Origin of the sequence: Phyllobacterium sp. 628, assembly GCF_014189505.1 — a bacterium.
In the GTDB taxonomy this organism is placed as follows: Bacteria; Pseudomonadota; Alphaproteobacteria; order Rhizobiales; family Rhizobiaceae; genus Phyllobacterium.
In genome coordinates, this window is record NZ_CP050301.1 from 2,152,237 (window position 1) to 2,164,702 (window position 12,466).

At 51.5% G+C, this 12,466-nt stretch carries 15 protein-coding genes; 7 read left to right on the forward strand and 8 right to left on the reverse strand.

What is annotated here, in order from left to right; genetic code table 11:
• Positions 1 to 12: 12 nt before the first annotated feature.
• Together HB779_RS12200 and hutH are read left to right on the forward strand one after the other, a co-directional pair.
• Positions 13 to 1,014, forward strand: coding sequence for an ornithine cyclodeaminase family protein (locus tag HB779_RS12200; protein ID WP_188342662.1), 1,002 nt, complete (start codon positions 13 to 15; stop codon positions 1,012 to 1,014).
• Positions 1,011 to 2,489 carry a histidine ammonia-lyase gene (gene hutH, locus HB779_RS12205; RefSeq protein ID WP_188342663.1) on the forward strand — a complete coding sequence of 493 codons (1,479 nt, stop codon included), beginning with the start codon at positions 1,011 to 1,013 and terminating at the stop codon, positions 2,487 to 2,489. Before HB779_RS12200 ends, hutH begins: the two co-directional genes overlap by 4 nt.
• Before the next feature lie 13 nt (positions 2,490 to 2,502).
• Here the strand turns inward: hutH and HB779_RS25600 are convergent, their stop codons facing one another.
• From HB779_RS25600 to HB779_RS12220, 4 genes are all read right to left on the reverse strand, one after another.
• Positions 2,503 to 2,631, reverse strand: a complete 129-nt coding sequence (locus tag HB779_RS25600) for a hypothetical protein (protein ID WP_256440587.1) — start codon at positions 2,629 to 2,631, stop codon at positions 2,503 to 2,505.
• A gap of 245 nt (positions 2,632 to 2,876) precedes the next feature.
• Positions 2,877 to 3,245 carry a hypothetical protein gene (locus HB779_RS12210; protein ID WP_188342664.1) on the reverse strand — a complete coding sequence of 123 codons (369 nt, stop codon included), beginning with the start codon at positions 3,243 to 3,245 and terminating at the stop codon, positions 2,877 to 2,879.
• A 79-nt stretch (positions 3,246 to 3,324) separates the two neighbouring features.
• Positions 3,325 to 3,798, reverse strand: a complete 474-nt coding sequence (locus HB779_RS12215) for a hypothetical protein (RefSeq protein WP_244642356.1) — start codon at positions 3,796 to 3,798, stop codon at positions 3,325 to 3,327.
• Between the two features lie 245 nt (positions 3,799 to 4,043).
• A complete protein-coding gene (locus tag HB779_RS12220) occupies positions 4,044 to 4,232 on the reverse strand; it encodes a Flp family type IVb pilin (protein WP_188342666.1) in 189 nt (62 codons plus the stop codon).
• A gap of 708 nt (positions 4,233 to 4,940) precedes the next feature.
• Between HB779_RS12220 and HB779_RS12225 the strand changes: the two genes are divergently transcribed.
• Complete coding sequence (locus HB779_RS12225; protein WP_188342667.1) at positions 4,941 to 5,738, forward strand: hypothetical protein; 798 nt, start codon at positions 4,941 to 4,943, stop codon at positions 5,736 to 5,738.
• A 64-nt stretch (positions 5,739 to 5,802) separates the two neighbouring features.
• Here the strand turns inward: HB779_RS12225 and HB779_RS12230 are convergent, their stop codons facing one another.
• Positions 5,803 to 6,132, reverse strand: coding sequence for a hypothetical protein (locus HB779_RS12230; RefSeq protein ID WP_188342668.1), 330 nt, complete (start codon positions 6,130 to 6,132; stop codon positions 5,803 to 5,805).
• A 381-nt stretch (positions 6,133 to 6,513) separates the two neighbouring features.
• On the opposite strand from HB779_RS12230, the gene HB779_RS12235 reads away from it, so the two are divergent.
• Complete coding sequence (locus HB779_RS12235) at positions 6,514 to 6,861, forward strand: hypothetical protein (RefSeq protein WP_188342669.1); 348 nt, start codon at positions 6,514 to 6,516, stop codon at positions 6,859 to 6,861.
• A gap of 62 nt (positions 6,862 to 6,923) precedes the next feature.
• On the opposite strand, the gene HB779_RS12240 is transcribed toward HB779_RS12235, so the two are convergent.
• From HB779_RS12240 to HB779_RS12250, 3 genes are all read right to left on the reverse strand, one after another.
• A complete protein-coding gene (locus HB779_RS12240; protein WP_188342670.1) occupies positions 6,924 to 7,313 on the reverse strand; it encodes a DUF305 domain-containing protein in 390 nt (129 codons plus the stop codon).
• A 61-nt stretch (positions 7,314 to 7,374) separates the two neighbouring features.
• The gene (locus tag HB779_RS12245) at positions 7,375 to 7,743 is read right to left on the reverse strand and encodes a hypothetical protein (protein ID WP_188342671.1); all 369 of its coding nucleotides are present in this window, start codon (positions 7,741 to 7,743) and stop codon (positions 7,375 to 7,377) included.
• A gap of 56 nt (positions 7,744 to 7,799) precedes the next feature.
• On the reverse strand, positions 7,800 to 8,975 hold the full coding sequence (locus HB779_RS12250; RefSeq protein WP_188342672.1) for a cystathionine beta-lyase: 1,176 nt from the start codon (positions 8,973 to 8,975) through the stop codon (positions 7,800 to 7,802).
• A gap of 249 nt (positions 8,976 to 9,224) precedes the next feature.
• Here HB779_RS12250 and HB779_RS12255 point away from each other — a divergent pair, with 249 nt between their 5' ends.
• The 3 genes from HB779_RS12255 to HB779_RS12265 all read left to right on the forward strand — a co-directional run bounded on the left by HB779_RS12255 (position 9,225) and on the right by HB779_RS12265 (position 12,466).
• Entirely contained in the window at positions 9,225 to 9,896 is a 672-nt protein-coding gene (locus HB779_RS12255) for a phosphatase PAP2 family protein (RefSeq protein WP_188342673.1), read from the forward strand.
• Positions 9,897 to 10,127: 231 nt separating this feature from the next.
• Positions 10,128 to 11,159, forward strand: coding sequence for an amino acid ABC transporter substrate-binding protein (locus tag HB779_RS12260; RefSeq protein WP_188342674.1), 1,032 nt, complete (start codon positions 10,128 to 10,130; stop codon positions 11,157 to 11,159).
• 110 nt (positions 11,160 to 11,269) lie between these two features.
• Positions 11,270 to 12,466: an amino acid ABC transporter permease gene (locus HB779_RS12265; protein WP_188342675.1), complete on the forward strand. Its 1,197-nt coding sequence runs from the start codon at positions 11,270 to 11,272 to the stop codon at positions 12,464 to 12,466.

Genomic DNA, 12,466 nt, shown 5'->3' on the forward strand with positions numbered 1-12,466 from the left:
AGAAAGAACAGCATGAAACCGATCTATATCGACTATCTCAACGCCCTTGATATCGAGGCACTGGAACTCACCAATGCGGAAATTCTCGCCGCGATCGAAACTTCATTGGCGGCACAAGGCAACAATCAGACGGTCATCGAACCGCGCGTGCATCTTGAGCCCGATGCATCCTTTCACGGGCATTTCAATGTGTTGCGTGGATATGTTGCGCCGCTGAACCTTGCCGGAGTGAAAATTGTTGGCGACTTCGTTGATAATTACAAGCTCAACTACCCCTCTGAATTTGGTGTGCTCAATTTGTTCGATCCGCGCACCGGCGCTCCGAAAGCCATTCTCGATGCAACTGTGATTACCGACATGCGGACGGGTGCTATTACGGCGTTAGGCGCAAAGTATTTGGCGCGTCAGAATTCAAAGGTACTGGGGCATATCGGGGCTCGCGGCACGGCCTATTGGAATGTGCGACTCCTGGATTCTCTTTATGATTTTGACGAGATCCGCGTGCATTCGCGCCGTCCGGAAAGCCGCGATGCCTTTGCTGAAAAACTGTCCAACGACCTTGGCAAGAAGATTACCGTTGTCGACAACTGGCAGGCTTGTGTCGAAGGGGCTGACATTGTGGTTGAAGCGTCGCGCCTGCCCGAACCGCAACCCATGCTGAAGACCGAATGGATCAAGCCAGGTGCCTTTGTCGTGCCTTACGGCACCATGAGCGCAGTCGAGCTGTCGCTGACCGATATCATGGACAAACTGGTGGTTGATGATTGGGGCCAGTGCAAGGGCGGCAAGTTTGGATCGCTTCGCGCCCATGTCGAGGCAGGAAAACTGTCGGAGCAGACTCTACACGCCGAACTCGGCCAGATCGTCGCCGGTCATAAAACCGGCCGTGAAAATGACAATGAAACCATCCTGTTCTGGCATCGCGGCCTTTCCCTCAGCGATATTGCGCTGGGCTATGCCATGCTGGAAAAAGCCAAAGCCAATAATATCGGCCAACGATTGCGGTTTGCATGAACACGGTCGTTCTCAAAGGCTCAGGGATAACGGTTGCGGATATTGCAGCGATCGCGCGCAAAGATTGGGTGGTTAAGGCGGGACCAGATATTTCCGTTAAACTAACTCGCGCTCGAGCCGTCCTCGATCAGGCAGCGGCTTCCGGGCAACAGATATACGGGTTGAATACGGGCCTCGGTGCCAACCTGAAAACATCGGTCACGGATAGTACAGGTGTTTTCCAGCAACAGCTTGTGCGTGGGCGAGGAGCGGGTATCGGTCCGTCGCTTCCACGAGACGTGACACGCGCGGTCATGGCGGCAAGATTGTTCATGCTAGCGGTTGGCGGTTCGGGTATCTCACCGGCTGTGTTCGATGATCTGCTGGCATTGTTGAACAACAAGGTGCATCCCATCGTGCCATCCATTGGCTCCATCGGCGCCGGTGATCTCGTTCTTTTGTCCGCAATTGCCCGAACCATGATTGGTGAAGGACAGGCGGAATATCAGGGTGAAGTTCTGACTTCCGCTGAAGCGCTGTCAAAGGCGGGTCTGCTGCCTTCCAGGCTCGGCCCCAAAGACGGTCTGTCTCTTCTCAATGCTTCTGCTGTATCAGCGGGACAAGCTGCTCTCGCCCTTGTCGACGCAGGCGCTGTGTTTGAATGGCAGAGGCAGGCCGTGGCACTCAGTTTTGAAGGGCTTGGTGGCAATCCGCTTATACTGATCCCAGCCATCCAGCAGGCTCGTCCGGCGGCAGGACAAGAGGCGGAGGCTGCAAAACTTCTCGCCCGCCTCCAAGGCTCAATGCTGTTTGAAGCCAAAACCGCCCTGCAGGACCCGCTTAGTCTGCGCTGCGTTGCATCAATCCATGGAGCGCTCTCTCAAACCTTGGCCGCAGCAATCGAAGCGGTGGAAATCGAACTCAATTCAGCTGCGGACAATCCCTTGGTTATCGTTGACGAAGGCCGAGTGCTATCGACAGGAAATTTTCACACGCCATCCCTCGCATTGGCGTTCGAGACACTGGGGCTCGCTGTTGCCCAGACGGGACTTGCCAGTGCAGCCCGTTTTATTCAGCTAACAGGCTCGAGCCGCAATGGGCTCCCGCGCTATCTCTCGCCGGTTGGCGGAGCCTCTGCGGGTTTTGTGCCACTGCAAAAGACTGTGACTGCCCTTATTGGCGCCATCCGCCACAAGGCCAACCCTGTTACGCTGGATTTCCTGCCGGTTTCAGAAGGCGTTGAAGATCATGCCACGCAGACGCTTCTGGCGATCACCAAATGCGCAGAAATGATTGATCTTTGGCGGCAACTGGTCGCCTGCGAAATGCTTGCAGCAGCACAAGCAGTTGATTTGCGGCCAGAACACCGATGCGGCGAAGGCACCCTGCAAACGTATAGACTTGTTCGTTCCGTGGTGCCGAAGCTCGAGGAAGACCGGTCACTTGGTGATGATGTGCTGCTGCTTGCCGAACTGCTGGAAAGTTTGGAAATATAGATTTTTTAGGGAATTACCGTCCAAACTTGCGACCAAGCACCAAGACGATTGGCACGATAATGAGGAACAGAATAAGGTATCCCCATATGGGCGTCAGATAGGGAGCATATTGCTCTCGTTCTTTCCGTTCTTCTTCATCCATTGCTTTCTCCCGCACCAGCTTGGCCAGGCAATGGTCAACGGATTTTGAGCCTGCAGAAGGTGTGAGGACCAAGTCACATTCAACCAGCGTGGCAATACGAAAACAATTCAATGACGCGAATTATATCACCGAGTGAAGGGCGATGGGAGATTTAATATTTCAGTTCATCTGATTTGAAAGATCGCCACACCCGCATGGCTTCAAGACCTGAATCATGCGGGTATGGGGACGATTTAGTGGATGCATCAGTCAGATTCGACAGCGACTTCGATATAATCTTCATAGATATCAACATGGATCAGCGGCGTACCATTGATGATTGCGCGTCGCGTTCCCTGCGTGAAATTACCGTGATTGAGCATGCTCTCAAGACGGGCACGATTTTCCTTGCTGCGGAAAAAACTGTCACCCGCATCTTCAGAATCTCTCTCTCCGTAAACATAGTAATTTGCCCGGTCCTGCCGAATGATTGCGGCAGCACTGTCGAGCCGCTGACCATTTGAATTAAAGTGGTCCGTAGAACTGAGACGCGCCGTGTAGCTGTCTATCGGTTGCGCGTAGCTGGCAGTTTGCAGGACAAGCATGAATGCTGTCGAAAGATAGATGGATTTCATGAACATGTCCCTCGATTTCCGGTCAGGTTTAGTTCGCTGGCCTGACGGTGTCGAGTATCTTTCGAAGAAGGTGCTGTCGCTAGTCGGTGTTTGGATGAAACTTTCGCAGTGAACCAAATCCGGCGATGATAAACACCACCAGCACAATCCCCTGCGCGATCGCGAACGGCGGCTCCGATCCGGTTGGGGCGAGGGCATTAAGCGCCGGTATTTTCTGGAACGATTGCGCGATCAGAACGAAGACGTTGAAGTAAAGCGAAATGATGGCGCTCACCACATAGATCCATCGCCACGCGCCTGTGAGATGGAAGCTATAACGCGCGACAATCGCGGCAGCCAGGAAAACAACTGATATGATGCCGACGCCAATGGCTGGCGTAAAACCCTGATAGGGAAAGCCGAATCCGGTAAGGCTTGTTGCGACTGTTGTTACAAGAAAGATCAATGTCCAGCCATCTTTACGGTCTGATTTCAGCAGACCTGAAAGCACGGCAAGGCCTGATACAATGCCGACGAGACTGATGAGAACATGAAAGAAAGTATAGTATGTCATGCCAAAGATCATGATGTCGCCCCCGCGGTAGTTTTTTCAAGCTTATTCCTAAGCAGAATGAGATGACAATGTTTGCGGGTGGATGTAAATCATTCTGTTTATTAAATAAATATGAATGTATAAATCAACTATAATATCAAGGCGCTGATCCGTTATTCCGGATTATGATAGTGCCTCATCAGATAAGTTGAATACCAAACCCCAATGTTTGGGGTTTGGTATCAAATCAGAATCTGGGGTGTTTTTTATGGTGCAGTCTTGGCGATGGCTGTGTTCAGCTTGGTGCCGAGGCCGGAGAAGGCAGCATTCAAGGAGTTTCCGAGGGTGCCGGCACCTGCAATGATGGCAACGGAGATGAGGGCAGCAATCAGGCCGTATTCGATGGCTGTCGCGCCGGACTCATCCTTGAGAAAGCGTGTGAAAAGAGTTGTCATGTTGTGTATCCCTGTTGAAGCGTTACGTTTGACGCGGTTTCGTTGAACCGTCGTGAATTTAGGCTTCGAACAATTTCGGCTGACTTAAAGAAACTGGTTAGCAAATAGTCACCAATATTTATGCTTAACTGCTTGTTTCGTTACATTAAAAATTTGAATAAAATCGTCCATAAAAGAATAGATATAGTTCCGCGGCAATTCATTGCTGTCTTGCGTGCTTGATCCAAGTTCGCTTTTTCTCGTGCCGAAAGAGATTTGCGGGGTGCGCACATCCTCACGAGTTGCTGATCAGAGGTTCCAAATTCGGTAATTCATGCGCATTTGCTGGCGTATGCACATTTTTATGTATTGATTTCGGTATCCAAAATAATAATCGAGAAAAACACAGTTTTATCAAAACTTCGAAGATATGAAACTTATATTGAGTTTAACCGTGTCTATAGACGCAACATATGAAGCAATGTGATTTTTATTGCGCGAAGCATATATGCAAAAATTCATCATTGTTGCATAAAATTTGAAGTTTAATATAGAGATTAGGTTTCTAGTCTTCTTATGTGTTTGTCGAAAATTTATTAAAGAAAGTAAGAATGATTTTCGTATTTTTGATTTTATCAAATAGTTTGAAATTTTTTATTTTAAGTATTAAAGTAAACATCTCTATATCTGGTTTAGATGTGAGAATAATAAACGAGTAGGGAGGATGTAATGAAAAAGTTTGAAAAAAGGACGAGTTACATTGTTGCCGGTTCTCTTCTATTGGCAGCTTTTGCTACGTCTGCGTTGGCTGGAGGCTTGTCAGTTGGCGGTGTTTCGGTCGGCGGATCGAAGAATGGCGGACTCGGCGTTGGCGTTGGCGCCAACCTCGGTGGCATTAAGGCAGGTGCTGATGCCTCGATCGGCGGATCAAAAGGTATCGCTGCTGGAGCGGGAGCGTCTATAGGCGGTGCCAGTGGCATCAATGCCGGTGCAGGAGCCTCGGTCAACAATGCCGGTGTCAATGCTGGTCTCGGTGCCAATGTAGGTGGTAGTGGCGGTGTGACCGCTGGAGCTGGAGCCGGTATTGGCAGTAAGGGAATCGGTGCAGGCGTCGGAGCCAACGTTGGCGGCAGCAATGGTGTTACCGCAGGCTTGGGCGCAGGAATTGGTTCCGGCGGTATCGGTGCCGGAGTTGGCGCAAATGTCGGCGGTCCGGGCGGAATCGGCGTTGGCGTTGGTGTCGGAATTGGTGGTGGAGGTGGTACGACTCCAGGTGGGACAAACCCAGGTGGTACCAATCCAGGCGGTACGAAGCCTGGAGGCGGTATCACCATAGGTGGTGGCACAAACCCGAGCGGTGTTAAGCCCAGCGGTGGTATCAACTCGAACGTTATCTCTGCCCGGTTGGCTGGATTGACTAGCCAGGATCGTTTGAAGCTAAAGATCCGTTGCATGGAAATATCGTCAAATGCGATGAGTTATGACACTTCACTCGTGCAATTGTGCAAGATGCTGCGCGGTAGCTGAAACCTTGTTGTTTGAAATAGAAATGGCCCCGAAAGGGGCCATTTTGCTGCGCAAGATCAAATAATCACGCGCCCGCGCATTTCCGTCTTTGGATAGAGCGGTTCATTGAATCAACTTGCCCCTGCAATGCTCCGGCCTTCTTCTGGTTGGCTGTGCGATAGTCCGGCAGGATAGGGCCGAACCCAGTAATCACCTGCGGTTCCCGATAGCCTGCGCCATTGGTCAATTGGCTGACCTGTGTCATCGCTGCGTTTCTCTGGGCCAGAAGGGCAGGACATTCAGTTGTGTCATAGTGCAATGACGAAATTTTCTCGCGGTCAAGCTGTCCCTGTATATTACCGCAGCCGGCAAGCAGCGCAGCAAGAATGATCACCTGAAGGTGTTTTGTCGTCATGTGCCAATATCCTCGATCACGAACAGCGGGACATGAATGGGCCAACGGCGCGGTTTTGGCAAGATGGAACCGGGAATCTGCTGCAATCTATCTAACACAACCCTGCATTATTGAATTCCGTTTGTATGGTGGTAAATTGAAGGCATACGCCGTATTACAGAAGTCACTATTGTTTATCTATATCAATATATTGCTTCGATTTCCGTAATAAAAATATCAATATTGATATTTAAAACTGTAGAGAAAACTCAATTTAATCATAAATCTCTAGCTAATTGGTCTTGTATTGAAGTTTTGGCTTGCTGATTGCATCCACTCGCCCTTATGATTCGATTGCCGGGAGCCCCCGTGCAAGTGCAACACAAGAGTGAGGAGACAGGAATGCCTGGTTTGCTGCACCCACTTCATGAGGGCCACGCGCCCGTCATATTGCATAGTGCCTTTCAGGACGCCATTGACGCGTTGGAGGACTGGCAGCTCGGAAATGACGAGCCTCAAATCGAGGTGAATGGCAGGCAGGTTCTCATCAGCGCCATGTTCCGGCGTCTTTGGACCTGTACTGATATTCTTCCAGCCAGAACGCTGGGCGTCGTCGAGGACCTGCTGCCACTACGTTCGGCCGAATTCAAGGTTGGAACATCAACTTATGCGGATGCCGCTCATAGCCTTTGGGAACTTAGTTTACAAAAGCGCGCGGCATCCTACGAGATGCGTCCAAAAGCTTCTTGAACTGACCAATTGAACCAATTGAATGCCCGCCGGACTGACCGCGGCGGGCATTCTTTTTGATTTTAGCCGCCGTTCTTGAGCAGCCAGGCTTTCATCTGTTTGATTTCGCCCTCCTGCGCGGCAATAATGCCCGTCGCAAGTTTGCGCGTTTCTTCATCCTTACCGTATTTCAGTTCGACTTTTGCCATATCGATCGCGCCCTGATGATGGGCGATCATGCCGCGCATGAAATCCTTGTCGGCATTTCCACTGAATTTAATGGCCATGTCCTTGTGCATTTTGGCATTGGCGTCGACAAAAGCCTTGGATGAGGCGCTTTGATCGCCTGCCGGTTTCATGTCCATGGCATCGTGTTTCATCATCTTGTGTGAACTTGCATCCTGAGCCGAGGCCGGAGATGCCAAGCCAATCAGACAGGCGAGTGCTGCGGTAGAAAAAAGTGTTGTTTTCATTGAAGTGATCTTTCCATAGGTCAATCAGACAGACACAGGATTAGACCCTTTGTCCTGCGCTTTAAGATGGATAGAAAGTATTCACCGGGTATTTGGGAGGTGGAGAGAGCGGCGCTTTGGTTTGCGCAACCAAAGGCAATTCTTCCCCGAGGGGAACGAACATCCTGCTCGATGGTGTGACAATGGGGGTGATTGCAAGGGCAGGGATGGCAATGCATGCGGAGCAAAGCGCAGGGTGCGGGAGCTTGCCCGTATCCGCGCAATGGTTTTCAACACCGGCACACCCGTGCGCATGGCTGTTCATGGCGTGGGTCTGCAGCTTTGAATCAGCAGTCATTTCTGTTGCCAGACGGGCAGGCGCTGCAAACACAGGCACCCAGCCAACCGAAAACGCCGTCAGAAATGTCAGAAGAATGGCGAGCCTGCTCATGCGCCTCTCATAACAAGAACAGGCGAGGATACATAATCACCTTCTGTTTATTGCGTTCATGCCGCCTTGGCCGCGGCAAGCGCTTTTTCCAGATCAGCAACAAGATCCGCGACATCTTCAAGGCCGATCTGCAACCGGATAAGCGCGCCTTTATAGTTTTTACCGGTGAGAGTGCGGTCAGTCAGATTGACCTGAAGCGCCAGACTTGCGTAACCACCCCATGAATATCCAAGTCCAAAAATATCAAGCGCATTCAAAAAGGCCCGTGCCTGCTTTGTCTCGCCATCAATGACGATAGAGAACACGCCGGCAGATCCGGTGAAATCCCGCTTCCACAATGTATGGCCCGCATGACTTTCCAGTGCCGGATGCAGAACTTCCATGACACCGGGTTGCTTTTCCAGCCAGCGCGCAATTTCAAGCGCATTCTCACCGTGACGTGCAAGGCGAAGACCCATGGTACGCAGACCGCGCAGGACATCGTACGCATCATCGCCACTCACACATAGACCAATTGCCGTATAGGCATCATCCAGACGCTTGAAGCATTTTTCATTGGCCGAAATCGAACCCATGAGGATGTCCGAATGTCCCGACGGATATTTCGTGGCAGCATGGATGGAGATATCAACACCGAAGTCCAATGGCTTCAAATAGAGCGGTGTTGCCCAGGTATTGTCCATCATAACGATGGCTCCAGCCGCATGCGCCTTCTCGGCGATTGCCGGAATGTCCTGAATCTCGAACGTGTTGGAGCCGGGCGATTCTGTAAACACAACCTTCGTATTGGCGCGTATGAGGGTTTCAATGCCAGCCCCGATCAGTGGATCGTAATATTCCACCTCAATGCCCAGCCGCTTCAGCATCGTGTTGCAGAAATAGCGTGTATTGCCATAGACGCTATCAACCATCAGCAAATGGTCACCGGGCGCTAGAAAAGCGAGAAGAGGAATCGTCACCGCCGCAAGGCCGGATGGCACCAGAAGAGTGCCGAATGAGCCCTCCAGCTCGTCGATTGCCTGACAAAGCGCATCGGTTGTCGGCGTTCCATGCGTCGCATAGCCGTATTTCTGCTTATGGCTTGCCATCATTTCGGCATCGGGGAAAAGCACGGTGGAAGCGTGCACCACGGGTGGGTTGACAAAACCATGATAATCGCGCGGATCATAGCCGCCGTGGGCCAGGCGCGTATTGATCCCGAATTTTGCCATTTTGTCCGACACTTTACCCATGGATAATCTCCGCATTACGATGCATGACAATTGTAACTGTTGTGAGAAGTCGATAATGCCACCGCGTTCCCGTTGCAACAGCAGAGCATGCGGTATGACCAGCAGCCTAGAACGAAAGATGTGATGACGGATAGCCACACCACTCAATCCCTATCTGTAATAAGGCGCTCCGGGCAATCTATCGCGAATTTTCTGCGCCGGATAAAAGCCCGTCCGCGTCCCAATACGCCCCCAGCCTGGACAAACGGCATGTCCATGGCGGCTGTGCTGATCTTCTTCTGTATTTTGCTGCTGCATCCTTTTGACGAAGTCCTTTCAAGCAGTCTTTCGTCGCATCAGGGGCCATTAAGCTCGATGCGCGCCTTGACGGATATAGGTCTGTCGCAATGGTATCTGGTTCCCGCCTTCTTCATTGCGGTCTGTCTGATTGGCATCGACTGGCGAAAGCTGCCCCATTCAAGACGGGTGCGGTTCGGCCTTATCTATTCTCAAGCGACATTTGCCTTTTGGGCTTTGGCGCTTTCGGGAATTCTCACCAACATCGCAAAATTCTGCATTGGCCGGGCCCGGCCGAAGTTCATAGACTCGCTCGGTGCCAATGGCTTTTCACCGTTTCAGGCTGGATATGACTTTGCCAGCTTTCCATCTGGGCATTCAACAACGATGGGGGCGGTTGGGGCCGTTCTGGCTCTCTGGTTTCCGCGCTGGCGATTGCCAATTATCCTTGCAACTATGGTGATTGCATTTACGCGGATTATTGCAAAGGCGCATTACCCGACCGATGTGGTTGCGGGTTACAGTGTCGGCTTCCTCTTTTCCGTTGCTCTCGCCAGATTTCTTGCAGGACACCGGACAGCCTTTCTGTTTGATGGCACCCGATTCTTCCCGATTTTGCGGTTTCGCGATCATTTTTGGCGATAAACTGAATTTTTGAATAAGAAATAATCGAAAAAACAATTGAGAAGCAGTCATTCTGCTGTTTATGCCGAATTATTGAGCAAAGATTATCCCTTGACCAAACACGCAGAATGCCCTTCGATGCGGGAGTGAATGGGAGACATATTGGAGCCATAAAAAGGCACGGGGGGCACCCGCCAATGTGCAAGTTTTCCCTCTGGGAACCACGGGCAACAATTAAAGGGTTTTGTAGTGATGAAAAATCTGGTTTTGAAGAGCGTTCTGGGAGCATCTGCTTTGGTCCTGCTGGCGACCGCAGCCGCTTCGGCTGGTACGCTTGATGACGTCAAGAAAAAAGGCTTCGTACAATGTGGCGTCAATACCGGTCTCGCCGGCTTTGCTGCGCCAAATGACAAAGGCGAATGGTCAGGCTTTGACGTCGATTATTGCCGCGCTGTTGCTGCCGCCGTTTTTGGCGATGCAACCAAGGTAAAGTTCACGCCGCTTTCGGCCAAGGACCGTCTTCCAGCTCTGCAATCGGGTGAAATCGACGTTCTGATCCGCAACACCACATGGACTTTGAGCCGCGATACACAGGGCTTTGATTTCCCGGGCGTCAATTATTATGACGGTCAGGGCTTCATGATCAATTCGAAGAAGCTGTCGGGCATCAACTCCGCACTGCAACTCTCTGGCGCATCAGTTTGCGTTCAGGCCGGTACAACCACGGAACTCAATCTCGCCGACTATTTCAAGGCGAACAAGATGCAGTACAACCCGGTTGTGTTTGAGAAGCTGGAAGAGGTCAACGCAGCTTATGATGCAGGCCGTTGCGATGTTTACACGACCGATCAGTCCGGCCTTTATGCCATCCGTCTGACGCTTTCTGCACCGGATGATCACGTTGTTCTGCCGGAAATCATCTCCAAGGAGCCACTCGGCCCGGTCGTTCGTCAGGGTGACAGCCAGTGGGCTGACGTTGTCCGCTGGACGCATTTTGCGCTGCTGACTGCTGAAGAGCTCGGTATCACCAAGGCCAATGTTGAAGAACTGACCAAGAGCGATAGCCCTGAAATCAAGCGCGTGCTTGGTCAGGAAGCCAACACCAAGCTCGGTACGGATCTCGGTCTGACCAATGACTGGGTTGTCAATATCGTCAAGGCCGTCGGCAATTATGGCGAACTGTTCGAGTCCAATGTCGGCGCAGGCAGCAAGCTCAAGATTGCTCGCGGCATCAATGCTCAGTGGAGCAAAGGCGGTCTCCAGTACGCAATGCCGATCCGCTGATCTCTGAATCGATCAGTTTGAAATAGGGGAAGGGGGCCATGCCTCCTTTTTCCAACAAGCAATTATAAAAATAATGATAAAAATAAACGTTTAGAAGAAATGAGGGGTCAATGGCATCGCAGGATATTACGCCTGTCGGCGCGGATAGCGCTAAAGTTTCGCTACTGAACGATCCAAGAATCCGTGGTTATATATACCAGGCCGTCGTTCTGGCTGTAATCTTTGGAGTGGGCTACTGGGTCGTTAACAACACTATTGCCAATTTGCAGCGCGCCCACTTGGCGTCGGGTTTCGGTTTCCTTGATGGACGTTCGGGTTTTGACATCAGTTCCCATCCGTTCACCAATTATTCCAGTGACTCAACTTACATAACCGCGCTCTATGTCGGTTTTTTGAACACATTGCTGGTTGCCGTTGCCGGTATTATTACCGCGACATTTCTCGGCTTCATCATTGGTGTCGGCCGTCTGTCGCATAACTGGCTTATCCGTAAGCTCTGCACTGTTTATGTCGAGGTTTTCCGCAATATCCCGCCGCTGCTGGTTATCTTCTTCTGGTATTCCGGCGTTCTGGCGATCTTGCCTCAGGCACGGCAGAGTATTGCTTTGCCATTCAGTACCTATCTGAACAATCGCGGCTTCTTCTTTCCAGTGCCAGTCTTCGGGGAAGGCGCCTGGTTGGCAGGTGTTGCATTTGTCGTTGCCCTGATCGGCACGTTTTTTGTCCGCCGCTGGGCCTACAAGCGACAAATGGCAACGGGCCAGCAGTTCCCTGTTCTCTGGACGGCTGCTGCCTTGATTATAGGCCTGCCATTGCTGGCATTTGGCCTTAAAGGGTTTCCGCTGACCTTCGACCGTCCTGTTCTCGGCGCATTCAATCTGAGCGGCGGTTCGCTGGTGGGTCCTGAGTTCATGTCGCTTTATCTTGCCTTGTCGTTCTACACGGCATCGTTCATTGCCGAGATTGTGCGCTCCGGTATTCGCGGGGTTGGCAGGGGACAAAGTGAGGCCGCCCATGCCCTTGGGCTTCGGGCCGGAACCACAACACGTCTTGTTGTTGTGCCGCAGGCCATGCGCATCATTATTCCGCCTCTATCCAGCCAGTATCTGAACTTGACGAAGAATTCGTCACTGGCTGTCGCTGTCGGGTATCCGGATCTGTTTGCTGTCGGCGGAACGATCCTCAATCAAACCGGCCGTTCCATCGAAGTGGTTGCTATTTTCATCATCGTTTATCTCAGCCTGAGTGTGGCGACATCGCTCTTCATGAACTGGTTCAACGCTAAAATGGCATTGGTGGAGCGCTGA

What these genes read in the sequence shown, in the direction of transcription:
- HB779_RS12230 (WP_188342668.1), bottom strand. Translation starts at nt 6,132, where the DNA reads ATGACGACAAAACACCTTCAGGTGATCATTCTTGCTGCGCTGCTTGCC.
- HB779_RS12260 (WP_188342674.1), top strand. Translation starts at nt 10,128, where the DNA reads ATGAAAAATCTGGTTTTGAAGAGCGTTCTGGGAGCATCTGCTTTGGTC.
- HB779_RS12235 (WP_188342669.1), top strand. Translation starts at nt 6,514, where the DNA reads ATGCCTGGTTTGCTGCACCCACTTCATGAGGGCCACGCGCCCGTCATA.
- HB779_RS12225 (WP_188342667.1), top strand. Translation starts at nt 4,941, where the DNA reads ATGAAAAAGTTTGAAAAAAGGACGAGTTACATTGTTGCCGGTTCTCTT.
- HB779_RS12245 (WP_188342671.1), bottom strand. Translation starts at nt 7,743, where the DNA reads ATGAGCAGGCTCGCCATTCTTCTGACATTTCTGACGGCGTTTTCGGTT.
- HB779_RS12265 (WP_188342675.1), top strand. Translation starts at nt 11,270, where the DNA reads ATGGCATCGCAGGATATTACGCCTGTCGGCGCGGATAGCGCTAAAGTT.
- HB779_RS12250 (WP_188342672.1), bottom strand. Translation starts at nt 8,975, where the DNA reads ATGGGTAAAGTGTCGGACAAAATGGCAAAATTCGGGATCAATACGCGC.
- hutH (WP_188342663.1), top strand. Translation starts at nt 1,011, where the DNA reads ATGAACACGGTCGTTCTCAAAGGCTCAGGGATAACGGTTGCGGATATT.
- HB779_RS12240 (WP_188342670.1), bottom strand. Translation starts at nt 7,313, where the DNA reads ATGAAAACAACACTTTTTTCTACCGCAGCACTCGCCTGTCTGATTGGC.
- HB779_RS12255 (WP_188342673.1), top strand. Translation starts at nt 9,225, where the DNA reads ATGTCCATGGCGGCTGTGCTGATCTTCTTCTGTATTTTGCTGCTGCAT.
- HB779_RS25600 (WP_256440587.1), bottom strand. Translation starts at nt 2,631, where the DNA reads ATGGATGAAGAAGAACGGAAAGAACGAGAGCAATATGCTCCCTATCTG.
- HB779_RS12215 (WP_244642356.1), bottom strand. Translation starts at nt 3,798, where the DNA reads ATGACATACTATACTTTCTTTCATGTTCTCATCAGTCTCGTCGGCATT.
- HB779_RS12220 (WP_188342666.1), bottom strand. Translation starts at nt 4,232, where the DNA reads ATGACAACTCTTTTCACACGCTTTCTCAAGGATGAGTCCGGCGCGACA.
- HB779_RS12200 (WP_188342662.1), top strand. Translation starts at nt 13, where the DNA reads ATGAAACCGATCTATATCGACTATCTCAACGCCCTTGATATCGAGGCA.
- HB779_RS12210 (WP_188342664.1), bottom strand. Translation starts at nt 3,245, where the DNA reads ATGAAATCCATCTATCTTTCGACAGCATTCATGCTTGTCCTGCAAACT.